This window comes from Brevibacillus sp. FW301-21C12A, from assembly GCF_058788915.1.
In genome coordinates this window covers 78,322-102,144 of record NZ_JBYTBG010000013.1, presented here as the reverse complement: position 1 = coordinate 102,144, position 23,823 = coordinate 78,322, and the positions used below count along the sequence as shown (strand labels likewise).

At 53.5% G+C, this 23,823-nt stretch carries 18 protein-coding genes; 1 reads left to right on the top strand and 17 read right to left on the bottom strand.

From position 1 onward, the window contains the following. Window positions 1-2: 2 nt before the first annotated feature. From AC3WQH_RS11020 to AC3WQH_RS10975, 10 genes are all read right to left on the bottom strand, one after another. Window positions 3-749 (bottom strand): threonine/serine exporter family protein, encoded by a 747-nt coding sequence (locus tag AC3WQH_RS11020; RefSeq protein ID WP_005828626.1) that lies wholly within the window; start codon window positions 747-749, stop codon window positions 3-5. 15 nt (window positions 750-764) lie between these two features. Continuing rightward, entirely contained in the window at window positions 765-1,703 is a 939-nt protein-coding gene (gene prkT, locus AC3WQH_RS11015; protein ID WP_025848767.1) for a serine/threonine protein kinase PrkT, read from the bottom strand. Continuing rightward, window positions 1,693-2,454: a vWA domain-containing protein gene (locus AC3WQH_RS11010; RefSeq protein ID WP_005828628.1), complete on the bottom strand. Its 762-nt coding sequence runs from the start codon at window positions 2,452-2,454 to the stop codon at window positions 1,693-1,695. Before AC3WQH_RS11010 ends, prkT begins: the two co-directional genes overlap by 11 nt. A 64-nt stretch (window positions 2,455-2,518) precedes the next feature. Further along, window positions 2,519-4,993: a stage II sporulation protein E gene (spoIIE, locus tag AC3WQH_RS11005; RefSeq protein ID WP_026556966.1), complete on the bottom strand. Its 2,475-nt coding sequence runs from the start codon at window positions 4,991-4,993 to the stop codon at window positions 2,519-2,521. Between the two features lie 292 nt (window positions 4,994-5,285). Beyond that, window positions 5,286-5,651, bottom strand: a complete 366-nt coding sequence (locus AC3WQH_RS11000) for a S1 RNA-binding domain-containing protein (RefSeq protein WP_005828631.1) — start codon at window positions 5,649-5,651, stop codon at window positions 5,286-5,288. A gap of 43 nt (window positions 5,652-5,694) precedes the next feature. Beyond that, entirely contained in the window at window positions 5,695-6,003 is a 309-nt protein-coding gene (locus AC3WQH_RS10995) for an FtsB family cell division protein (RefSeq protein ID WP_005828633.1), read from the bottom strand. A gap of 17 nt (window positions 6,004-6,020) precedes the next feature. Next, complete coding sequence (gene yabQ, locus AC3WQH_RS10990; protein ID WP_005828634.1) at window positions 6,021-6,593, bottom strand: spore cortex biosynthesis protein YabQ; 573 nt, start codon at window positions 6,591-6,593, stop codon at window positions 6,021-6,023. Beyond that, complete coding sequence (gene yabP / locus AC3WQH_RS10985) at window positions 6,590-6,874, bottom strand: sporulation protein YabP (RefSeq protein WP_005828636.1); 285 nt, start codon at window positions 6,872-6,874, stop codon at window positions 6,590-6,592. Before yabP ends, yabQ begins: the two co-directional genes overlap by 4 nt. Before the next feature lie 103 nt (window positions 6,875-6,977). After that, window positions 6,978-9,002, bottom strand: a complete 2,025-nt coding sequence (locus tag AC3WQH_RS10980) for a copper amine oxidase N-terminal domain-containing protein (protein ID WP_122952821.1) — start codon at window positions 9,000-9,002, stop codon at window positions 6,978-6,980. Window positions 9,003-9,166: 164 nt separating this feature from the next. Beyond that, window positions 9,167-10,957 (bottom strand): SgrR family transcriptional regulator, encoded by a 1,791-nt coding sequence (locus AC3WQH_RS10975; RefSeq protein WP_492332032.1) that lies wholly within the window; start codon window positions 10,955-10,957, stop codon window positions 9,167-9,169. A gap of 107 nt (window positions 10,958-11,064) precedes the next feature. On the opposite strand from AC3WQH_RS10975, the gene AC3WQH_RS10970 reads away from it, so the two are divergent. Then, complete coding sequence (locus AC3WQH_RS10970) at window positions 11,065-12,354, top strand: MFS transporter (protein ID WP_025848778.1); 1,290 nt, start codon at window positions 11,065-11,067, stop codon at window positions 12,352-12,354. A gap of 31 nt (window positions 12,355-12,385) precedes the next feature. Here the strand turns inward: AC3WQH_RS10970 and AC3WQH_RS10965 are convergent, their stop codons facing one another. The 7 genes from AC3WQH_RS10965 to mfd all read right to left on the bottom strand — a co-directional run bounded on the left by AC3WQH_RS10965 (window position 12,386) and on the right by mfd (window position 23,720). Further along, window positions 12,386-14,524: a GDYXXLXY domain-containing protein gene (locus AC3WQH_RS10965; RefSeq protein WP_492332031.1), complete on the bottom strand. Its 2,139-nt coding sequence runs from the start codon at window positions 14,522-14,524 to the stop codon at window positions 12,386-12,388. Between the two features lie 145 nt (window positions 14,525-14,669). Then, on the bottom strand, window positions 14,670-14,966 hold the full coding sequence (locus AC3WQH_RS10960; RefSeq protein WP_005828643.1) for an RNA-binding S4 domain-containing protein: 297 nt from the start codon (window positions 14,964-14,966) through the stop codon (window positions 14,670-14,672). A gap of 2 nt (window positions 14,967-14,968) precedes the next feature. Then, on the bottom strand, window positions 14,969-16,474 hold the full coding sequence (yabN, locus tag AC3WQH_RS10955; RefSeq protein WP_051353861.1) for a bifunctional methyltransferase/pyrophosphohydrolase YabN: 1,506 nt from the start codon (window positions 16,472-16,474) through the stop codon (window positions 14,969-14,971). Window positions 16,475-16,479: 5 nt separating this feature from the next. Next, window positions 16,480-18,114, bottom strand: a complete 1,635-nt coding sequence (locus tag AC3WQH_RS10950) for a putative polysaccharide biosynthesis protein (RefSeq protein ID WP_007776380.1) — start codon at window positions 18,112-18,114, stop codon at window positions 16,480-16,482. A 162-nt stretch (window positions 18,115-18,276) separates the two neighbouring features. Continuing rightward, the gene (gene spoVT / locus AC3WQH_RS10945; protein WP_005828646.1) at window positions 18,277-18,819 is read right to left on the bottom strand and encodes a stage V sporulation protein T; all 543 of its coding nucleotides are present in this window, start codon (window positions 18,817-18,819) and stop codon (window positions 18,277-18,279) included. A gap of 238 nt (window positions 18,820-19,057) precedes the next feature. Next, window positions 19,058-20,134, bottom strand: a complete 1,077-nt coding sequence (locus AC3WQH_RS10940) for a peptidylprolyl isomerase (RefSeq protein WP_005828647.1) — start codon at window positions 20,132-20,134, stop codon at window positions 19,058-19,060. A gap of 37 nt (window positions 20,135-20,171) precedes the next feature. After that, window positions 20,172-23,720, bottom strand: coding sequence for a transcription-repair coupling factor (gene mfd / locus AC3WQH_RS10935; protein ID WP_005828649.1), 3,549 nt, complete (start codon window positions 23,718-23,720; stop codon window positions 20,172-20,174). Window positions 23,721-23,823: the final 103 nt, after the last annotated feature.

The following is a 23,823-nucleotide window of genomic DNA, read 5'->3' as shown; positions in this document are numbered from 1 at the left end:
TCTCACCCCACCCAGAGAATAATCGCTGTGGCTACCGCTACGGAGACGGCCGTCAACATGGCCTCGACTCCCCGTGACACACCTGCAACCAGATCACCCGCCAGCAAATCCCGCAGCGAGTTGGTGATCGCGATCCCTGGGAACAACGGAAGCATAGCACCGATAATAATGATGCTAATGTGCAACTGTGGAAAGACGGTTACGGCCAGCAAGGCGAACAGCCCGCCCAGCAAGGCAGCCGAAAATTCCGTAAAAAACTTCATTCGAACAAACTGTTCCAAATATTCAAGGCTGAGATTGACGATCAGCCCCGCCAATGCGGACGGGATGAGGTCAAACCATGTACCGCCCGCCAGCATGGCGAAGGAGCCGCTGGCGATAGCGGCTGCGATATGCTGCATCCATTTCGGATAAATCGGCTTTTCCTGGTCGATTTGGCGCAGCAGTCGATACGCTTGCTCCAAATTGATTTTTCCGCCGACGAACCTGCGGGACACATCGTTTACGAGTGTAATTTTATTCAAATTGGTAGTCCGCTTAGGGGTCCGCACCATACGGGTATGATCGAGCCCGCTGCACCGGAAAGACAAAATGATGCTCGTTGGCGTAGCGGAGCTGTTGACGTCATCCATGCCCGCCGCCTCTGCGATCAATGTCATCGTCTCTTCCGTCCGGTATGTTTCACCACCATTTTTCAATATAATTGATCCTGCCAACAAGCAAGTATCCATCACCAAATCCGAGGACACAAACCGTCACATCCTTCACATGAACCATGCATAATACAAAGTGCCAGCCAACAGCAAGAGCGAGGCGACGAACAAACCGCTAATGCCTCCGCCTACTTTCCCCGCTTTCCCGGCGGCAGCCGGAGCCTTCTTTTGCGGCTTCGCGACCGTTCGCTCCCGAAGCACCGCCAACAGCTCGGATCTCATTTCCTGGGCTGTGGCAAACTTCCCGTGAAAAGCCTTCAACAAAGGCACTCGATAAGGGTAAAGGCTGTCACTTTTCCGTATTATATCACAGAGCAATCCCGTGTGACGCGGTTCACTGAGGCTGCTTTTCCACGTCTCGTTTCCAACAGTCAGACGCACCATCATGACGGCTGCGGAAAACAGATCATAGCCCGTTTCGGCCCGCCTGTCCCCTGCGTGCCAAAAAGCCCGATCGTACTCCTCCGTAAACTGGCGGACGGCATTCCCATGCTTCGTCACGCCGCCAAAATCAATCAGCCGCACCGTTTTGTCCGTCTGGCTCACCATGATGTTCTCCGGCTTGAGGTCACCGAAAATGTAGCCGTGCTTGTGCAAGACGTCCAGCCTCGCCAAAAGCTGGACGATCATGACGGGCACCCATTCCGCCCCTTCTTTTTTGATGTATCGGTCCAACTGCTCGCCTTCCAGGTACTCCATGGCGTAAAACGTACACGGCTTGCCGTTCACGACGAGGTCGTCCACATCACACAGGAGCGGTCCCACTTTGGAATCCCGCCCCTGTTGTATGCTTTTCAGCACGTTCACTTCCATTAAAATATCCATGCCTTCCACGCCTACCTTGACAGCGCGACGCACGCCGTCCTGGGAAACGAGGTAGACGGTGCCGTTCGCACCACGCCCCAACTCCCGCAGAACGTGGTACGACCTCCGGTTCCATTTGCCCTGAAAATGTGTGGGCAGATCGGGAGTCGCTGCCTTAGAAGACATGGTCGCGCAAACTTCCGTTCATGTCGTCATTTTCTTCTTCGTCGCGATAGCGCTCCTGCAGCGAGCTTGGGAGTTTATCCTGCTCAAACAAGGCAATCGCCTCGACAATCGCAGGCCCAGTCGGGGTAATTCCGCTCATGGCCAAATCGCTGGTCAACTGATGCGCCTGCTCCACCTTGTCTGTCCACGGGATGCGTATATCCAAATACTTTTGTTTCCCAGGAAATGAACCCACAGCCATTCTGCTTTTCCCGCTTCGGGAGTGCAAGCTGATGCTAAAATCGTGAATGGCTTGCTGAACCGCCGACAGCTTTGGCTTCATGCTGCCCGATGTATCGACCAACATCACGACGTTCAGGCTACTTTTTTCCCCCAGCTCGTCCACCATGCCTGCCACCTGCACGCGCTTGTCGGGAGCCAGCTCCTCTATTCCGGAATCGCCCAAAATCTCCTTCAATTCTTTATTGACCACTTGATGGATGGTTCGCGTCATCGCCTTGCGCGTCAGCATCTGCACCGTCTGCGCAAGCTGCTGCGGATAGACGATGTCGCACAGCCCGCCTCCCGCTTCGGCGATTTCGCGGATTTCACGCTCCCCTTTTTCGCCCAGTTCGCTTTTGTCAATGACGCCAATGACGTTTACCGTAATCCCTTGCTCGCGGGCAAGAGCAGCGGCTGCAACCGGGCTCATCCCCGAATTGGAGCAGCCGTCCGTTACTACCAGAATTTGACGAAGTGTCGCTTCTTTCACAAATAATCTCCCCATTCAGCCTGTTTTAGCAACAGTATCGACGCTCTGATGGGAAAACATACCCCTAGCTTACAATCCGCGGCCGCTCCAGCTTCTCCATCCCGTGTACCTGGATGGCGGACCATTGCGGCACAAAGCGGTCAATCCGCGCCACGAGGACGGTCATGTCGTCGACAATTTTGCCGGAGTGCTGGCGAATGACTTTTTCCAGGAGCAGATCGGCGACTTCCTGCGGGTCGTCTGTCTCCAGCTCGCCGATGATCCGCTTCATCCACGCTTGCCTGTTTTCGATATGCCGCGGCGCCTCGTAGATGCCGTCGGACATCATGACCAGCAGATCGCCCGGCTTGAGCATTCTCGACACGACGTCGACCTCGATTTCTTCGAGAATGCCGACGGGCAGGTTGTTGGCTGTAATCGTGATGACATCGCTTTTGCGTTTGACGAAGCTCGGCGTGGAGCCGATTTTGATAAAACGGGTGTGGGCTGTCTGCAAATCGATCAGCGCCAAATCAACCGTCGCGAACATTTCGTCTGTGGAGCGCAGCGCCAGAATGGAATTGACCGTCTTGATCGAAATTTTTTCGTCCATACCGGAGCGCAGCAACTGCTGGAGCATGTCGAGGGCGGACTGGCTCTCCAAAAAGGCCCGCTCGCCATTGCCCATGCCGTCACTGATCGCCAGGGCCATCTTGCCATTGCCGAGATCCATCGTGCGGAAGCTGTCGCCGGACAGCAGCTTGCCGTCCTTGGCAGCGCCAGCCACGCCGATTTCGATTTCATATGTTTTGGCGGAAGCGAGGCACATCGTGCATGAACCGTCTTTTTGCGCTTCGCATTGCCGCTCGCGTACCACAATGTTCTCGCCCAAAATTTCCGTCAGCATCGGCGCGACGATTTTGCCGCACTCGTCATGCCCGTAGCAAGTCGGCTGACTGATTTCGATATCGACCTTGCCTTCTTCCAGGCTGTGAATCTCCACCCGGCGCACGGACAGCCCCAAGCCTTCCAGCGCCTTCGAGACTTGCTTCTCCTGAAAAGACAGCTCCATCCCTTCCCGCTGGATTTCGCGGGCAAAGTCGCTCATGACCCGAGAAACGCCCGAGAGCTGATCGGCCACCAGCTTGCGGCTTTCCTTCACTTGCTTTTTCAACTGGTCAAAAGCTTGCTGGCGGTCGTATTCCTGCTCCATCACGGTCAGCACCTTTTCCGTCTTGACGCATTTTCGCTCCCAGTCGCGCGGCGGGGTTACACCCGCGAGTGTGCCGTTTTCGTACACTTTGTCCATGAGATAACGCATGCCTTCATATGTGGCTTGCGTGTCCTTTTCCCAGCATTGTTCCTTCTTCCAGCATTTTTGGCACGTGAACTCCGAGACGCGGCTGAGGAACGCATCTGCCTGCTCCTCGATTTCCTCCTGGTCTGCCGTTTGCGCAAAGCTGCGGGAGAGCTGGGTAAACAAATCGGAGAACTGCTGAATTTTGCCCGCCGTCACATCGCGGACTCTGCGCATGTATTCCTGATGGGATTGCAAATTTTCGGGCGTGCCTGGAATGAAGCGGGCTACCTTTTTCCAGAGCACGGCAGGCGTGAGGATGAAGGCAACAATAGCCAAGGAGGTTTCAATCAAGGAGTAGTACAGCGTCTCTTCCGCACCGCCGTAGATTGCCAGGATGGCCGTCCCGATCAGCAGACCTGCGGAGACGCCTACTTTTCCGCCTTCCTTGAGCAATCCTGCCAAAAGACCGGAAAACGCCAGCAAATTGATTTGCAGAAGGGCACTTACATTTGCCAAACTGAGGATAAGCCCGGTTACGACGCCAACAGCGGCCCCTACGGTCCCGCCCCCGACGAAGGCGAAGACGAGCAGCAAATAGCGGGAGAGGACGTGTTCCATCGAGATGCCTTCTACCATCCAGTCGACCGTGCCTGTCATCAGCGAGGCGAGGAGAATGACGAGCGACACGATTTCCTCATTTTTCAGCGGCTCGTAAGGCTTGGCCAAGTGAATGATCGACAGCGACTGGATGAAGATGAGCGTCAGCACGAAGCCGAGTACAGCTTCGACAGCGACCATGACCAGCTCATACGTGTTCACCTGGTTGGTCAGCGTGGCGTACAGCAGCCGACTGACGAAGATTGTGATGACGACGAGCAGTGGCGTGCGCGAAAAGTCTTTCCTGCGCAGCCGCTCCATCATTTTGCAAGCAAAGAGGGCCAGCACGATACTGAGGATCGTCTGCAGCCCGATCGGAACCGATTGGGTAAAGGCCCCGAGAACAAGCGCCAGTCCCGTGATGAGCAGGCAGTCCCTGCGAAGATAGAACATGACGATAAAATACGGTATAGCAAAAGGCGTCAGCTCTTCCAAGATCAAGGCCCGCCCGAGCAAAAACCCCATCAAAAGTGGAAGCACATTCCATCTCTGTACGGCGTCAGCGACTTTGTCTCCCCATGTTCGTGCGGTAGTATCCATTCGGTCAGACACTTGGCGCGCCCATGCTTGACCAGCCTGGGACACATTCTTGTTTGCGATCATTTTAGCTCCACCCCGTTCTTGTTCAATGTGTTTCTCCATTATACGGAGGTGGGATTGTAAAATTTGTCAAAAAACCAGCGCGTATTCACAGAATCGTGCGACAAATTAACCCGCGAGTTTGGACAAAAAAAACCGACGTTATGGCGGATAACGTCGGCTGACAGGTGATTCGCGCTTTGCGAAACGGGCTTACGATACCTTATTCGTCACTACTTTCAAATGACCTTCCTCTTTTTTCTGTCAAAATGCGCTTTTGGCAAAAAAATAAAAGTCATAATTTTCCGATGATATTCTACCGACCGCGTCCCTTCTTGTCTCCGCTCTTTTTCAGAGAGGACAGGCGGTCTTCGCTTTCTTTGAGGAAGCGGTTCAGCTTATCCTCAAAGCCTTCCGTTCGCTCCCGCGGCTGACGGGGCTGCCGTTCCTTTTCCTGTGCCTTTTTGATCGACAGTCCAATCTTGCCTTCTTTGACACTGAGGACCTTGACCGTTACGATGTCGCCGATTTTCAAAAACTGATGAATATCTTTGACATAGACGTCGGCAATCTCGCTGATGTGCACCAGTCCGGTCACATTCCCCGGCAGCTCTACAAACGCGCCAAACTTCGTGATACCTGTGACTTTTCCTTCCAGTTTGCTCCCGATCTCGACTCCCATGTACGTGGAAAGCCTCCCTCTCCTAGAAGATCACACTGTGAGCTTATTCCGGAATCACGTAAATGCTCTCGCCCTGCTTCGTGTAATAAATCCGTTTGCGCGCCAGTTCCGCCAGGTATTCCTGATCGTTCAGCCGGCTAGCCTCGTAAGTCAGCTCCTCTTGCTTTTGCTGCAGGACAACCGCTTCCTGCTTGAGAGCTTCCAGCTCGCTTTTCTTCTCGGCCAGCACTCCGCTTTGCAAATAAAGCGTATAGCCAGTCCAGACGAAAAAGCAGAGGATAAAAAAGAAAAAGAGCCGCATTCTCCGTCTTTGCCCTTTTCGATTGATTGGAGAGGTTTTTGCTTCTTTCATCATCTCGCCACCTCGGTTTACTCCCGCTTTCTCTTTGAGTGAAACCAATTCTTCCAATTGGTCCAGATTCCTGTTGTTTTTCCGAACATTTTTTTCCCCAAATGTTGACCCCATCTGGCAAAAGGAGCGGTGACAAAACGCGTCACTTTCCACAAAAAGCCGAGGATCATGAGCAACATGGAGTACAAAAATGTCAGTACCATGAGGATCACTCGGTAAAGAAAGAGCACAGGACGCACAACCAGGGTGTCAATGATTTGCAGCACCGTTCGGTATAACCACTGACAGAATTTTATCATGCGGTGTAGGAAAAGGATATACTTCTTACTGCCTAATAAAAAATACAGCCACGCACCGAAAATCATTCCAAAAAAGATGGGGAAGCGAATAATTCCGTCGTTTACCTTCACTAAAATCCAGAAGACCGCCCCCATACTGCCTACCCAAAACAGGATATCAAAGAAGAAGACCAGCCAGAGCGGCAGCCTGCTCTTCCCTTTGAACACATGGTACGTATCAAAACCCATCCCCATAAGCGCTCCGCACGTCGACATGGCCAAAACCGTCTGCAGTTGAAGGATGATATTCACTTGAACAACTTGCCGAAGAATCCTCTCGACCGATCCCCGGCCTGCCCCTGCTCGAGATAGGCCATTTCGTGAACCAGGCCCTCGATCGCTACTTCTCCGGTTTCCAGACTCAGATTTTTCATATGCAGGTTTTGGCCTCGTATGGTTAAAAAGCCGCCGTCCGTTTCCAAGAGGAATTCTTCACTGTCAAAGCTTTCGACGTTTTTTACTCCCGAAATCGCCAAACTGCGTCGATTAATCATCACGATTTCGTGGCGCGGCCGCTTCGTGTGCTCGTTCATGATTACTCCCCCCTTACGTACCCTTCTTGTACCATCGTATGGAGGGGGATGTCCTTTTAGAACAAAAAACCCCGCGGGGAAGCGGGGTTCCTTCTGTTCAAGCTTATTTGTACACCGTGTAGTTTCCGTTTACGTAGATGATTTTGTAGCCGGTGCGATCCGCAATCGCTTTGAGCGGCAAGGCCGGGATGTTGTTTTTCAACTGAACCGCTGTCGGCAAGGTGACGTTTTGGCCGTTGACGTTCATGATGTTGGAGCCGACCTTGAACTGCATCACGGTGTTGCCGCTGACGACTTTGGCCGTTGTTTTCGTATAGCTGACCGAGAAGCCGAGCGCGTCGCGGAAGAACGTCGTCGGGATGAGCGTGTGGCCATTGACTGTGTAAGGAGCGGCTGCCAGCGCTGTCGTTTTTCCTGATTTTGTAAACGAAGCGACATTGGCTTTGAAGCTCACGCCGTTCAGCGCGACCACAGTGGCCGGACGTGCAAAGATCAAGCCTTTTTCCTCGGACGTGTAGACGCCGATGCTGTACACGCCCGGAGTGGCCGGGTTCACAATTCCCGCTGTTTCCGCGATGTTGACTTGCACCGCTGCTCGCGCCGGGATGTCCGTCGAAGGAACGATAATCAGGTTTTGCCCGCGCGCGCCTACGTAGTTTGCGGCTACGCCGTTCACTGTTACCGTATTGGCTGGCACGTAAGCCGGCACGCGGAATCCGACAGGGAACACGATCTCGATGAAGCCCTGGTTGCGCACGATCGGGACGCCGATTCCTTTGATGCCTACCTGCAAGCCTGCCGGTGTCGATGCAGTCGCTCGGGTCAGGCCGATAGTTGCCAGCGTATTGTCGACAGGCACAGGTGCGGTTACGCCGGTAATTTGAAAATCTTTGGATTTGTACGTTTTGTTATCAATTTTTGCCGTAATGTTATAGGTTCCCGACGACTTCGGATTGGTCAGGTAGCCTTCGTAAGCGAATTTGATCGTCAGGCGGTTCGTGCTGGAAAAGCCGCTGGGCGTGCGGAAAAACACCTTGTTCCCGTTCACGCTAAGTCCCGTCACCTGATCGCCGTTGACGGTTACGTTAGAGTTAGTGATTACAGGCGGCACCATCTCCCAGTTCGGGAACTCTACCTGGATTTCTGTATTGCTGTACAGCTTGGAAGCCAGATCAATGTCAAACGTGTAGCTGGATCTCGCTCCTGCCGAATTGTCGGACAAGGAGACGGAGAACGGCGTGCTGCTTGCACCCGTAATTTCTACATCCTTGGATTTGTACTCCTTGCTGTCATACTCGACGGTGTAGTAGTAGGACTTGCCGGGAGTGGACGGGTTGACGATTCCGGCAGACGAGCTGAATTCCAGCTTGATGTAGTTGTCGCCATCCGCGCCGCTCGGAATTTCGATGCGAATCGAATCGCTGTCGAGAATCGAGACGTACTCGGCTTTGTAGCCGTTCACTTTCACATCCGACTTGCTGATGCTTTTGGGCAGCATGTCTTTGGTTGGGAAATCAACGTAAATGTACTTGCCCTCTTTCAGCTTGCTGCTTTTTGACGCCAGCGTGAATTTGCCCAGCGTCAGGGAAATACTTTCTTCTGCATTTTTGTTGCTGTGCGAAGCCTCGAAGTCTCCCTTGCTGCTGCTGGATGACGACTTTCCGATCGTGACTTTTTTGCTCTTGTACGTGCTTTCACTGCTTGTCTTGACTTCAATCGAATAGCTTCCCTTGTCTTCGGGGTTGGTGACGTTGTCGATCGTCACGGTGACTACGGAGCCTTTTTTGATGCGTTCCCCGACCTCGATTTCCACCACATTTTTGTTGACGGATACGCTGTCGATCGTGACCTTGTCGCCATCGTCCTTCAGCGATACGTCGGATTTTTTCAGCTTTTTGTCAACGGTAAAGTCGGAAGGGAAACGGACGTAGATGAGGTCTCCCGACGCCAGTTCCTTGGCGATTTCAAACTCAATCGTATATTCGGTTTCTTCATCCACGTCTGTATCGTCTGCCGAAACCTCCTCAATGGAAAGAGCATGAGCGGCTTTTGGCTCCATCACAAATGGACTTGTTAGCACCGTAGTCGCCAGCAGGACAGAGATACCTTTCTTCGCGCTTTTGTTCAACGGTAACGCCTCCTTCTCCTGTGAAAAACTTTCCCGGTTCGTTTCGGGGGGCGAACAGCTCGCCGTTTTTCAAATATGGATGTGACCGCAAGCGGCCTGCAGCACATGGTGATGACCGTGTTCTGCAATTCCTTCTATGATAGGAAAAGTTCGGCAAGAAAGGGTTACAGACTGGTAACGAACGACTTTACCCACAGTTTGGAAAAATCAATCCAGCCAAAGGAATCAAGCGTAATTCCTCGCAGTGCCGGGTGATAGCGATCGATTCGTTTGGCGTGGTAAATGAACAAAAGCCACAGCTCGTCCTTCAACTCATCCTCAATTTTGGCCAACGCTTCCATCCGCTCGTCACGCTTGCCCAGGCTGAGCACTGCTGACAGACGTTCATCCATCCTCGCTCTTTTTTCGTCGTCCAAAAAGCGGTGGACCATCGTGCATTTGTTTTTGTACACCTCGATCAAGCCCAGCTCGATATCACGTTGCAGCACTTCTCCCATCATGCACATATCGGCGTGCCGATCGGGAAGCTCGGACAAAAACTCGGCTTTCGTCATGCTTCTCAGCTCCAGCCGAATGCCAATCTGCTGACAACGTTGCTGCAGCCACTTCGCTTCCTCCTCGCACTTCTTGCCTTCGCCGTAAAAAAGCGCAACCGCCTCTCCCTGATAGGCGCTTTTTTGCAGCCACGCAGCCGCTTCTTCCAACGTCGAGGGCGCAAAAGTCATTTGCCGGCTTCTTTCCGGCAAAAAGCTGCCTGCCGGGGAGTAATGCTCTTTTTTCAGCTCCGCAATCATCTGAACCGGGTCGAGCAAATGCTTGATCGCCTGGCGAAAAGCAAAGTCGTGCTGAATGCCCGGCTTGCGAAAATTGAAGTTCATATAATGGCAGCCGATCTCCTGAAACTCGATATTCAGGCTGTCCCCGCACTCGCGAGTGGCGGACGACGATGCCGGCATTTCCGGAAGCTGGTAGCGCATCCCGGTTTGCTCAGCGGCTGTTACGCGCCATATTTCTACCCGGTCCAGAATAGCCCGCTCCCGGTAGTAATCGTCAAATGCGCCCAGGACGAGTCTGTCCTCCGTAAATTCCATCATGCGAAAAGGTCCCGTCCCCACAATCGCCTGCTCGGAAAACGGCACATCGTACGGCAAAACCGACAGGGCGATCGACGCCGCCAAATGCAGAAAAAATCCGTTTGGCTCGCGCAAATGAAAGATAATCGTATAATCGTCGGGATGCTCGATGCTGGCAATATCCTCGACCTGCCAGCGATAGGGCGAATCGAGGTCGATGAGTCGCTGCACCGTGTAAGCTACATCTTTTCCGGTCAGCACGCGCCCATGATGAAAACGGACGCCTTTTCGCAAATAAAACGTCCAGGAGGTCATCTCCCGGTCGCTTTCCCACGCGTGGGCGAGCTGCGGCCGAAAGCTTTGGGTAGCCGGATCAAAAATGATGAGCGTATGGCAAATTTGCTGGATGAAGTGGCTCTCGGCCGATACCGCGACGAATGCCGGATCAACGGTCGAAAAAGCGCGCTCCCGCGGAATGCGCAAAACGTCCTGGCGCCTGGCCTCGCCCTCTTCAGCCACAAAACCGAACTGAGCGTTCCACACCTCGTGCAAGCGCAGCTTGACGTTGACAGGCAAGCTTTTATGCTGCAAAAGCTCCACCGCTTCCCGGATGCTGCCTTCTGCCAGCAACTGCTGAAAAGAATCGCTCAAAAACTGACCGACGTCGCAAAGAATCGTCAGCGTCGAATGATGGCCTCTTCCTACTCCGGGCTGCCACTTCAGCAGCCCTTCCTTCTCCCATTTGCGCAAAATCAGCTTCACGTTGCGCGGCGTGCAGCAAAGCAGCTCGGACAATTCCTTGATCCCGATCCGCTGCGCAAGCCCTGGCTCCCACTCGGGAAGACCGAGCAGCATTTGCAGAAAGTGTTCATGGCTTTTCATGGTCATCCATCCCCAAAAGGTGAAATTATTATTCCGATCTTACCCTTTTTCTTCTCCTTTTGACAGCTACAATTTAGGAAAGAAACGAAAGGGAAAGGTGGTCGCCTATGAACTTTTTACAACTGCATCCCAATATCCGCATCCGCATTGTGACTTCCTTTCTGACACGGCTGGTAGGAATGATGATTTTTCCGTTCATGGCCATTTACTTTTCTGCCAGGCTCGGGCAGGCGCTGACTGGCGTTTTGCTCAGCCTGACCATTTGCGCGCAGATTTTGCTCGGCTTTTACGGAGGCTATCTGGCTGATCGGTGGGGCAGAAAAAAGGTGATGGCTTACGGCCAAGGGGCACAATGCGTCGCTTTCGTCGTCATGACCATCGCCAATTCCCCCTGGCTCGATTCGGCCTGGCTCACGTTTGCCATGATGCTTTTGCAAAGCGCGAGCAACGGGATGATAAGTCCGGCCGCCGATGCGATGCTGATTGATGTGAGCACCAGGGAAAATCGCCCCTTCATGTACAGCATCAACTACTGGGCCAGCAATTTGTCGATTGCGATCGGCTCGATTCTTGGCGGACTGCTGTTTGCGACGCACCGCTTTGAGCTGCTCCTCGTCCTGACTTTGGTTAGCCTGTTTACCTTGTACATGATTGTGGTACGCATGCAAGAATCGTTTTTTCCGCAAAACGATGGCGCCGCCCGGGTATCTTTTGCAGGTACACGAGTTATCCTGGACGTGATGCGCAGCTACAGGCAGGTTTTGACGGATCGGTTATTTCTGCTGTTTTCGCTCGGAGGACTGTTCCTCTTCTCGCTGGAGTTCCAGACTGCGAATTACGTCGCAGTGAGGCTGGCCCAGGAGTTCCCTGTCCAGCACATCCGGCTTTTCGACTGGTTCGCATTGGAACTGACCGGGGTGAAAATGTTCAGTCTGATTCAAGTGGAAAATACGATCCTCGTCGTTTTGCTCTCGCTGTTCATCACCCGGCTGATCCAGCATGGAAAAGAAGCTTCGTCCATGTACGCTGGCGGGCTTTTGTATATATCCGGCTATGCGGTGATTTTGTACAGCAACTCGCTCGTCATCATCATGGCGGCTGCGTTGATCGCTACACTGGGCGAGCTGATTCACGTTCCGACCCGGCAAACCTACCTGGCACAGATCGTCCGCGACGATGCCCGCAGCTCTTACATGGCGGTAAACGGGCTTGTGCTGCAAGGAGCCAAAATCATGGGAGCCGTAGGCATCACTCTGGGAGCGATTTTGCCGTCTTACTTGATGGCGCTGCTGTTTTTCCTGCTTGGGGTCGCAGGTCTGCTGATCGTTCGCCATGTCGTATCGCAGTTGGAACACACTCGTTTTCCTCTCGCTCACGCAAAAGAAGCTGCCCGATAATGCTGTCGGGCAGCTTCTTGCTTTTCTCGATTTATTGCGGCGACAGGCTTTCCAGCAAAGCATCTCCGTTGGCCCCGACTTTAATCGTGGCAAACCTCGCATTTCGCTCTACCTCCAGGCCGGTTCCTTCCGGGACGAAGTAGCTCTCGATCCCGTACTCGACCTGGCTTGCCCCGACTGTTTTCCCGTTGATGATGACATCTGTCGGTTCAGCCGCATACGGTTTGTTCCATTTTCCTTCTTTTTCGTAGTAGCCGCCGTAGTTGTACACGTTATCGCTTTGCTTTCTCAGCACCACGCGAATTTTTTCTCCGGAAGAAAAATCTTCGTCCGCCAGTGTCGAGATCGTGTAGCCGAGCCTGACGTAATCGCCCTGCAAAAGCGAGCGCGGATCAACCGGAACCAGCTCCAGCTTGACAGACGTTCCTTTGGACAGGATCGACTCGCTGCTGTATACCTGGTAGCCAGCCAATATAAATTGCAGCAAAATAATCGGCACAAGGATCATCGGCCGGCGCGTGAATACGGCTGGCGTCGGTGCAGCCCACTCTCCTTGCATCCGGCGTTCCAGCCAGTAGCTGACCAGGAAAAACACGACGCTCAAAAGGAAGAGGCTCAGCGACTTGTGCAGCAAGCTCCACAGCAGGTCGTAGTACTTCATCAGCAGGAAGGCAAACCAGAAGGCGAGGACGATCCCGAAAGCGCTCTTCCCTTTTTTGCGCAAGGTCTGGTACAGCAAGTAGGTGGTGAAGGCGAAAAATCCGATATTGACCAGCAGATTCGTGGCAAACGCGTCAAAATGCATCTTGGTCAGCGCAATCAGCGCGAGCAATGCGTAGACGAGAGAGCTGTTCTGCAAGACAGCAGGCAAGCGTTTGACGTAGTACATAGCCATTTGAAACACAAATACGATCAGCAAGACCGTCGTTTCCGGCACATGCAAGTTCGTCAGCTTGAAAAACAGCACCAGCAAAAAGGCGAACTGAGTCAAAAGCCGCGCGGGAATGCTTGATACTGCCTTCCATACGTAAAGCAAAACGGCGAGGAACAATATCCAGAAAAACTGTTCCAAATAAAGCGAGGAAGCGACTCCAAGCATGTAGCCCATCGTGAGCAACGTGTAGCGCACCGTCGAATTCATCTTTTCCATGAAGAGGACAGGACCAACAAATCCGATCAGAGACAGGAAGAAGAGAAAGTAGACGACCGATTCATCTTCGAAAATAAGCATGAGCAGTCCGGTCAACGAGATCGCTCCGATTGATGCCGCGACTGTCGTCACGAGTACCGTAAAAGCCTCTTGAAAAAACTGCACCCATTTGCTTGTTTGGTGGGCGGATTCCTTGCGCAGCCAGTTGATGCCGACGACCGCTCCCCAGACGATGCCCGCAGCGGCCAAAAGCGCGATGAGGAAAAAGCCTTCGGAGTAATACTCCAGCATAAACCAGAAAAACTTCCCGAGTACAAACAGCGCCAGCAAGGAAGCCGTGACAATCAGCATGCCGCGATTGGGCCGCCATTTCAGAAAGACGAAAAACAGGAGTGCCCCTATCAACAGGTACAGCGTTTCCGGCAGCGCTCCGTACACGTCGACAAACGCCGACCAGAACAGGCTGACGGAAAAGACGAGGAAGGACAAATAGTAGATCGGCCGGGACTGCAGCTTCCGTGTAGCGGTCAAGTAAAACAACACGATGTTGCCCAGCGCGATCAGCCAATAAATCATGTACCACCACTCTTCTTCATGGCTCACATGCACGACGGCAGGATCGAGGAAAAAGCCGAGCGCGAGGTGCGCAAGGACGTAGCTGATAACATAAAACGGCTGGTAGCGCGTGAAAATGGCGAAAAGCAAATTGGGGATGAGCCAAACGACAAACAGCATGTAGCTATCCGCGTGGGAATTGTAGATTTGCCCCAATAAAGCGACACACAAGCCAAATGCCAGACCTCCGGCAACCAGCAGCCAGTTGCTGAGAAACGAATGACGTTTCCATACAAGCGAGGCCACATACGAAGACAGATAAAAAAGAGCCAATACGGCGGCACTGACGCCAATTTTCTCCCATCGGTCCATCACAGGCCAGTTGGAGGCAAAAAAGTAGAACAAAGCTGAAAGCAAAAGTGAAATGGCCAAGAAGTATCCCGTCTGAACAGCCTTTTGCTCCATCTGCACCACATCCCTTCTCATTTGCTTTCATGTACTCCCATTATATCCTTCTTTTGGGCAAAAGCCTCCTGGGGTTTTTTATGCCTGCCATCATGTCGAAAAAAAGACTGCCCCTAACGGCAGTCTGCACAACAACGCTTGCACTTTATTGTCCTTTGAGATAAGCGTCTTCTTCCTTCTCGTCACGCGGTACAGGCACTTCGCCGATGACGGTGTAGAGCGAAGCCGCTTCTTCTTTGCGCGGGTTTTCCTTGATGTCTTCCACTTTGACGGAGACGATCTTCTGTCCGAAGCGGATTGCCAGCTTGTCGCCGATTTTGACGTTGCTGGACGCTTTGGCCGGACGGTCGTTGATTTCTACCCGGGCTTTGTCGCACACTTCTTTGGCGAGCGTGCGGCGCTTAATCAGGCGGGATACTTTCAAATATTTATCCAGTCTCATCCTTACCCTCTCCCTTTTGTCTGGTGTTTGGCTTCCTCCCACCATTTGTCCATTTCCTGCAGGTCTGTCTGCTCAAACGTGCGACCCGCCTCTTGCAGCTTGCTTTCGATATAGGCAAAGCGTTTTTTGAACTTGTTGTTCGTCAAGGCCAGCGCTTCCTCCGGATCAAGCTTGAGGAAACGGGCGAGATTGACGACAGCGAAGAGCAGATCGCCCAGTTCTCCCGCGCGTTCTTCTTCGGAAGCTTCCCGCAGTTCGCGGTATTCCTCTTCTACCTTTTTGTAGACGTCTGCAATATCGTCCCAGTCGAAGCCGACCTCTGCCGCTTTTTTCTGGAGCTTGTAGGCGTACATCAGGGCAGGGAGATCGCGCGGAATGCCGGACAGCTTGGACACGGCGGCCACGTCAATGCCTTTTGCCGCTTTTTCCTGGGCTTTGATCTCCTGCCAGTTCGCGAGCGCTTCGTCCGAGTCGTTCGCGCTTTTTTCCCCGAAAACATGCGGATGGCGGCGAACCAGCTTTTCGTTCAAGGTCGCAACCACATCGTCGACAGTAAAATACCCGTCCTCCGCTGCCATTTGCGAGTGCAGCATAATCTGCATCAACAAATCGCCCAGCTCCTCGCACATCGCGTCCGGGTCTTCGTCGTCGATTGTCTCCAGCACTTCGTACGTTTCTTCGATCAAGTTTTTGCGAATGCTCTGATGCGTCTGCTCGCGATCCCACGGGCAACCGTCCGGGCTGCGCAAAATCGCGACGATTTCTTTTAAATAGGAAAACTGGCGGTACGATACCGTCTCGTCCGTAGTCGGCGGAACGTACACCAAAGACAAGTTGCCAAAATGATCGACTCGATCCAGCTCGTACAGCGGCACGCTCTCGATGCGCTCTTGTCCGGCTACCCCTACTGCTGTCGCAACTGTCACCACATAATCATCCGGCAGCACTTCCATCAAGGTCAGCTTCACGTCAGAGGCGACAAAAGCGTCGTACACCTGGGCGATAATCGTGTGCAGGCCCGGCGATACTTGATGGGCAGCCAGCGCCGTTCCGTCCAGCAGGGCGAAGCCTTCGATCGGGTCGATGTGCAGACGGGCAAAGAGCGGGTCAATAAAGCTCTGCCCTCCGCCAATCTCAATCTGCACCCCGCGCCCCGGCCCTTCGGCAAGCAAAAGCTGAACGGTGCGCTCCGCCACCAGAGGATGTCCCGGAACAGCGTAAACGATGCTGCCCGCTTCCTCTGCTTTGGCAAAAAGCCGCTGCACGATCTCGGCGTACACCTCGGCAAAGCCGTCGTGCTGCTCGTACACCTCGTCAAACGACGTCAGCGCGATGCCCTCGCTGGCCAGTTGAGCCACCACCGGATGTTCTTTTGTCCGCAAATAAAGCTGGTTGGCTTGCTTGAGCGTCCGATAAATGCCGTATGGCAACTGGTCGAGATCGCCTGCGCCCAGCCCGACTACGGTAATCGTTTTCTTGTTCGTATCCAATCGTTTCGCCTCCGACATGCCTTTTATTTAGGAAGAAGCTGGAACCGTGTCAACAGCGCTGCAATTCGCTTTCCTTTTGGCAAAAAATGAATATCGTTGCGCGTCAGGCCGCCTGTCTTTAACAGGGCCAGCAAGTAAACGACCGCTCCGGCGCCAACGGAAATCAGCCCGACCAACGTTTGATACAAGCGCTCGGACATTCCTGTCTTGCCGAGCAGGGCGCTTGCTCCCCATTCTACAAGCAGAACGACCACCGACATGACAATGACAGACAAAAACGGCTTATGAACCGTTTGGCGCAATCCAATTTGCGCTCCCGTATATTTTTTAACTGCGAGCACATTCAGCCCCATCGCCACGAGATAGGCAAACACCGTAGACAAGGCCGCACCGGCAATCCCCCATAGCGGGACGAGCGCGAGGTTTAAAATGAGCTTGACCATGACGCCGATAAACAGGTTGCGCGCTGGCCGCATGACGCGCCCCAGCCCTTGCAGGATGCCTGCGCTGGCGATGCTCAACGTGGCAAACATAATCGTGAACGATTGTACGGCGAGCGCTTCGGTTCCGTTTTTGTCGCCGTACAGCATGACGTTGATCGGCTCCGCGAGCAAAGCGAGGCCGAACGAGGCCGGGAGTCCCAGCAAAAAGGTCAGGCGAATGGCGATTTCGGAACGGTTCGCGATCATGTGATGCTGCCTCTGCGCCACAGCCTCGCTGATCGCAGGCACAAGCGCCAAAGACAGCGACGTCGCAAAGAACGTACCGAACTGGATGAGCGGCTGGCCGCGGTCAAATGCCCCTTTTAACAACTTGGCCAAATCTTCCGGTGTGCCGCTTACTTGCAGCATGTTGACGACGGTAATGGAGTCGACCAGCGGAACGAGCGGCAAAACCAGCGCGCCCATGCAGATCGGAACAGCGTACATCAACAGGCTGCGCAGCACCTGACGGTTGGTCCAGGCCCCCACTCCTGCTCGCTGTGTTTGCTCGGGGATCAGTTGAGCGCCCTGCTTGTCTTTTCTCCAATACCACAGCAAGACGAGAATAGCAGCCACGCCCCCAGGAAAAGCAGCAAATACCGCTCCGGTCCCTGCGAGATAGGCGTCCTGGTAAACGTTCATCGCCCAGAAAGCCGCGAGCAAGATGAAAATAACCCGAACCAACTGCTCGATGACTTGCGATACTCCTGTCGGCATCATGTTTTGGTGCCCCTGAAAATATCCGCGCAAAATCGCTGCCATCGGCACGAGCGGCAAAGACCAGGCTACAGCCCGCAGCGGAGTCGTCAAATGCTCGTCCCCCATGAACCGGGCAATGAGCGGAGCGCCTCCGTACAACAGCAAAAAGAAAAACAAGCCAAGCACGACCAGCGAAAAGCTGGCAACGCGGAACGCTCTTCGCGCCCCCAGCGCATCGCCGATTGCGATGCGCTCCGAGACGATTTTGGAGATGGCGATAGGAAAGCCAGCCGTCGCCAGAATCAATAACGTGGTGTATAGCGGGTATACTTGCATATATACGTACAAGCCGATATCTCCGGCAATGTTTTGGTATGGAATGCGGTATACTGCGCCAAGCAGCTTGGAGACAAGACCGGCAACCCCGAGTATCGCGGCGCCTTTCACAAATTGAACAGATGCCTTTTCTTGAGCCATGTGCGTGAAATTTCTCCTCTCCAACCTGAAACTTCGTCCATTATACCACAAGGAAATCGGCGAGAAAAAATTTGGGAAGGCTCGTTCGCAACAGACGAGGCAAGCTTGTCAGCAGCAAAAAAACAGCCCCGGCAAAATCGAGGCTGTTCTCATGCATGCTTGCTATTGCTCCATTTGCTTCGCCAGAAAACCGGCTGCGGTCTCCGCCATTTTCATCTCCAGATCACTCATCTTGGTCGATTCGTTTTTGTTCAGGAGAATCACGGAACCGATCGGGTCACCCCCGGCCACGATAGGAGCGACGACGAACGAGCCGTATGTCTCGTTCATATCGCGGCAAATCTCATAAGTACCGGCGTTTTTCTCCAGTCGGGTTTTGCGTTCCTCCAAACATTTTTCCACAATGCTGCCAATGGCTTTTTCCAGGTACTCTTTTTTCGATGCCCCAGCTACGGCGATGACGGTATCCCGATCTGAGATCAATACGGTATGATTCAAGCTTTCATACAAGGAGTCAGCGTATTCTTTTGCAAAATCACCCAGTTCTCCTATCGGTGAATACTTTTTGAGAATGACTTCTCCGTCACGATCCACAAAAATCTCAAGCGGGTCGCCTTCACGAATGCGCAGTGTACGACGAATCTCCTTAGGAATCACGACCCGACCGAGGTCGTCAATTCGACGAACGATACCAGTTGCTTTCATGTCATGTTGCCTCGCTTTCCCTGAGAAGTGGGTAGTGAATAAATGGTGGTTGGTTACTTGTATTTTTTCCTCAAATTCTAATTTTAACTATGGGTGCTTGCATCAATTTTTACCAGTTGCTTCAGTTACTCTCCCCCGGGTGGTAGCGAGTGATTATAGTATTTGCCCTTGTTTCAAGAATATGCGAGAAAACGAAAAAACAGGGAAATGAATTCCCTGTTTTCGCTCCAAACGGTTTTTACTTTTTCGCTGCCTCGTTTTTGGACTGCGGCAGGTTGTACTTCACGATCAGCTTGTCCAGCTCGTTTTTGCCAAAAGCATCGTAGCCAGCCTCCAGCGCGTTTGCACGGAGCTCTTCCTTCATTTCATCGAAGGTTTTTTCCTTGCGGTTTTCAACCTTGATGATGTGGTAGCCAAAGCTTGTTTTTACCGGAGGACCCACTTCCCCGACTTTTTGTGTCAGAGCCGCATCCTTGAACTCAGGCACCCATTGGCTTACGTCGGCATTTTCGTACAGGCCGCCGGTTTCCTTGCTGCCCGGATCATCGGTAAACTCCTTCGCCAGCTTCGCGAAGTCCTCGCCCTTTTTCAGACGAGCTTCGAGGTCGTTGGCGATCTTCAGCGCTTCTTCAGGCTTGCGCTGCTCGGTGGAAATCAGGATGTGGCGCACCGACGCGATTGTGCGGGACGCTTTGTCCATTTGGTCATACTTCTGCTTCAATGTATCGTCACTGATGTTCTTTTTCAGCACCGTAATGGATTCGTTGATGAGCGCCATCTGGTTGGTCACCATTTCTTTGGTTACGCCCTGGCCTTCCATCAGCTTGTTGAACTTGGCCTCGTCCTTGCCCAAGAAGCCCATGTACTGGCCTTTGATTTTCTCAAAGGTTTTATCCGCCAAGTCTTTGGCTTCCTTCTTCATGGCATCGTCGGAGCGGCTCGCCAAAATTTTGGTCGCCGTGTACTCGCGCGCAAAAGCTTTCAGCGCTTCGTTGTCGGCTGCCTCGATCATGGTGCCTTGCTGCGGATTCATGAAGTTGATGACGCGCAGGAACTCTTCGAACTCCTGGCCTGTCACCGTGCCGCCCTGATACTCGACAAAAGCAGCCTTCGCATCTCCTGTATATGGCAGGGTCAGCTTGGGGAACTGTGTGAGTGGATCGTTGGCATCGGCAGCTTCGTTTCCTTGTTTATTTCCGTCTGTCTGACTGGCTGCGTTTTGATTCGGCTGCGCATTATCTTCTGCCTTTCCGCAGCCGGTCATGAGCGCCACGACCAGAACAGCAGAAGATAAAATCGCTACAGAACGTTTCATAGTAGGAATCTCCCTTCCCGGCAAGCCCCCCTGTCCCTTAGGACACAGGGCTTTCCGTACCGGTGTCTTTACGCACCTGATGAAATTGGCGCAGCAGTTTTTCAACAAGCTGTACGCCCTCGTCTTCTCTTAACCCCTTTACTTTAACAGTAATGGTGATCTGTTGTCCACCCGAGAGCCCCAGCCTGCGACTCCAACTACTGGCAAGCGCGAACAGAGCGCCGCCGTCAATGTTGTTGTTTTGGCTAGGATGCAAAACGAGCTTGATTTCGTCCGGATTTTTTTGGCTGATCTCGGTGATGTGGTGCTGCAGGGCGTAGACCCGCAAACGGGAAATGGTCAGCAGGTTGTCGACCGGCTTCGGAACAGGGCCGAAACGGTCAAGCAATTCCTCAGCCAGATCGTCGACATCTTCCAGCGTGGATACGGCGACGAACTTTTTGTACATCTCGATTTTTTGCCGGCTGTCGGTAATGTACATGGAAGGAATGTATGCATCGAGCTGCAGATTGATCTCCACAGGCGTCACCGCTTCCTGCTTGACCTCGCCCTTCAGCTCGTCAATCGCTTCCTTGAGCATCTGGCTGTACAGGTCAAAACCGACCGTGTTGATAAACCCGTGCTGCTCCGCGCCCAACAGGTTCCCCGCACCGCGAATGGACAAGTCGCGCATCGCGATCTTGAAGCCGGAGCCAAGCTCCGTAAACTCCTTGATAGCTTGCAGACGTTTTTCCGCGACCTCTGTCAGCACCTTGTCCCGTTGATACGTGAAATAGGCATAGGCAATCCGGTTCGAACGGCCAACCCGTCCGCGAAGCTGATACAACTGGGACAAGCCCATTTTGTCAGCATTGTAGATGATGAGCGTATTGACATTCGGGATGTCGACCCCTGTCTCGATGATCGTCGTGCTGACGAGCACGTCAAAATTGCCTTCGAGGAAGTCGAGAATGACGCCCTCCAGCTCGCTTTCGTTCATCTGCCCGTGCGCAACCGCAATGCGCGCATCAGGGACGAGCATGGAAATTTGCTCCGCCATCTGCTCAATGCCCTGTACCTGGTTGTAGAGGAAAAAGACTTGGCCGTCGCGCGCCAGCTCGCGTTCGATCGCTTCGCGCACCAGCGCAGGGCTGTATTCCATGACGTAGGTCTGTACCGGGAAGCGGTTTTCCGGCGGCGTTTCGATGACGGACAGATCGCGCACGCCGAGCATCGACATGTGCAACGTACGCGGAATTGGCGTCGCTGTCAGCGTAATGACGTCGACGTTTGTCTTGATTTGCTTCAGCTTTTCCTTGTGGCTCACACCGAAGCGCTGCTCCTCGTCGACGATGAGCAGTCCCAGTTCGCGGAACATCAAGTCTTTGGAGAGCAGGCGGTGCGTCCCGATGACGACATCGACCGTGCCTTCCTTCAATCCTTTTAGCGTCGCGTTCTGTTCCTTGCGCGAACGGAAACGGCTGAGCACCTCGACGCGAATCGGATACTCGGCAAAACGCTCGCGGAACGTCTCGTAATGCTGCTGGGCCAAAATCGTCGTCGGCACCAGCACCGCCACCTGCTTGCCGTCCATGACAGCCTTGAACGCTGCGCGAATCGCGACCTCGGTTTTTCCGTAGCCTACGTCCCCACATACTAGACGATCCATCGGCCGTCTGCGTTCCATATCCGCTTTGACCTCTGCAATTGCCCGAAGCTGGTCCGGCGTCTCCTGATACGGGAACATCGCTTCAAATTCCCGCTGCTCGGTCGTATCGGGAGAAAAAGCGTGGCCAACGGCTGCTTCGCGCGCGGCGTACAGCTTGATTAAGTCTTCGGCAATGTCCTTGACGGAAGACTGGACTTTGTTTTTGACCCGTTTCCATTCGGTACCGCCCAGGCTGTAGATTTTCGGCTGCGCTTCCTCGCTCGCCACGTATTTTTGCACGTGGTCGATCTGGTCGATCGGGACAAACAGGCTGTCGCCTGCCGCATATTGAATGTGAAGGTAATCTTTATGAATTCCGAGTATTTCCTTGGTTTCAATTCCGAGGTATTTTCCAATCCCGTGATTCACGTGCACCACGAAATCGCCGGGCTTGAGCTCCAAATAATTTTTGATCCGCTCGGCGTTGTTCATCGTCTGCTGCACTTTGCGCGCCTTGCGCTGCTTCGCAGTAAATACTTCGCCTTCCGTAATAACGACCAGCTTGTTTAACGGCAGCTCGAAGCCTGTCTGGAGGTTCCCCAGAATGATCGTAGGCCGCCCTGGCGGCACTACCTCGACCGCTTCCGTCAACACGTCCGCCTCCATCTCATAATCGTGCAGGACGCGTTCCAGACGCTTTGCGCGCTCCAGATCGGCGGCGACGAACACAATCTGATCCTGGGACTTTTTCCAGCGGGCCAGCTCTGTCTTCAGCACGTTCATCTGCCCGTGGAAGTTTTGCATGGTGCGACAGGTCAGGTTGACGATGTTTTGCGGCTGGGTTTTCGGCGACTGCCGGAGGAACAGAGACAGGTGGACAATCTGCCGTTTTTTGTGGGAGACAATCTCTTCATACGTGCGGGACAAGCTGAGGTTAGCCATGTACTCGCCCTGGATGATTCGTCCCGTCAGCCACTCCGCCTCTTCTTTTTGCAACTGGGCAGCCGTATCCAGGACGCGGGAAGGCTCATCCATAATCAGCAGAGTCTCGGACGGCATGTAGGACAAAAGCGTGTCCTGCGACGGATAGATCACCGAGATGTACGAGTACAACTGGGAAAAGCGTTGCCCTTCCTTCATCCGTTCAATATCGGTACCGATGCGCTCCACTACTTTTTCCTTGGCTGCGCTATCTTTCAGCTTGGCAACGGTTTCACCGAGCTTCTGCTCTAAGCGGACAGCCGATTCCATCAGCAGTTGCGTAGACGCGATCATTTCTTTTGCCGGGCCCAAAATATAGGTCTGGACGGATTCCAGCGAGCGCTGGGAAAGCATGTCAAACGTGCGGATCGAGTCAATTTCCACATCGAACAGCTCGATGCGCACAGGCCACTCCGAATCAATCGGATACAAGTCGATAATGCCGCCGCGGACACTCAGCTCGCCTTTTCGCTCGACCATATCGACGCGCTCGTAGCCAAGCTCGATACAACGGGACAAAAACGATTCAACATCCAGCTCGTCACCGACTGACAGCGTAATCTGCGCTTCTTTCCACACCTCCGGCGGGACGACCAGACGGCGCAACCCTGCAAACGGCGCAACCAAAAAACCCGTAAAGCCTTGGGCCAGACGGTTGAATACATGAATGCGCTGCGCCAGCATCTCCGGACTGGCGATGGCAAGCTCGGAGCCGATCAGCTCGTTTCCGGGATAGAGCAGCACTTGATCGGAGGGAACCAGCTCAATCAGGTCCTCGTAAACTTTTTGCGCTTGGTACATGTTATGCGTGACGACACAGACCGGGCGTCCGGTTATTTGCTTCAGTGCCGCCATCAGTGCCTGCCGGGCCGAACCTGCCAGACCGGAGACGAGCTGCTCGTGCAGACCTTTCTCCAAACCAGCCACAATTGTCCCGACGTTCGAGTCTTGTTTCATCGGGTTAATGATGACTTGCATTCACTAATCCCCTCTCTAATTCTTCTGTCATCTGCAGCCAGAGCCTGACTGGACGTGCGATTTTTGCCGCAGGTCGACCATGCGAAAAGAAGCCTTAGCTCCC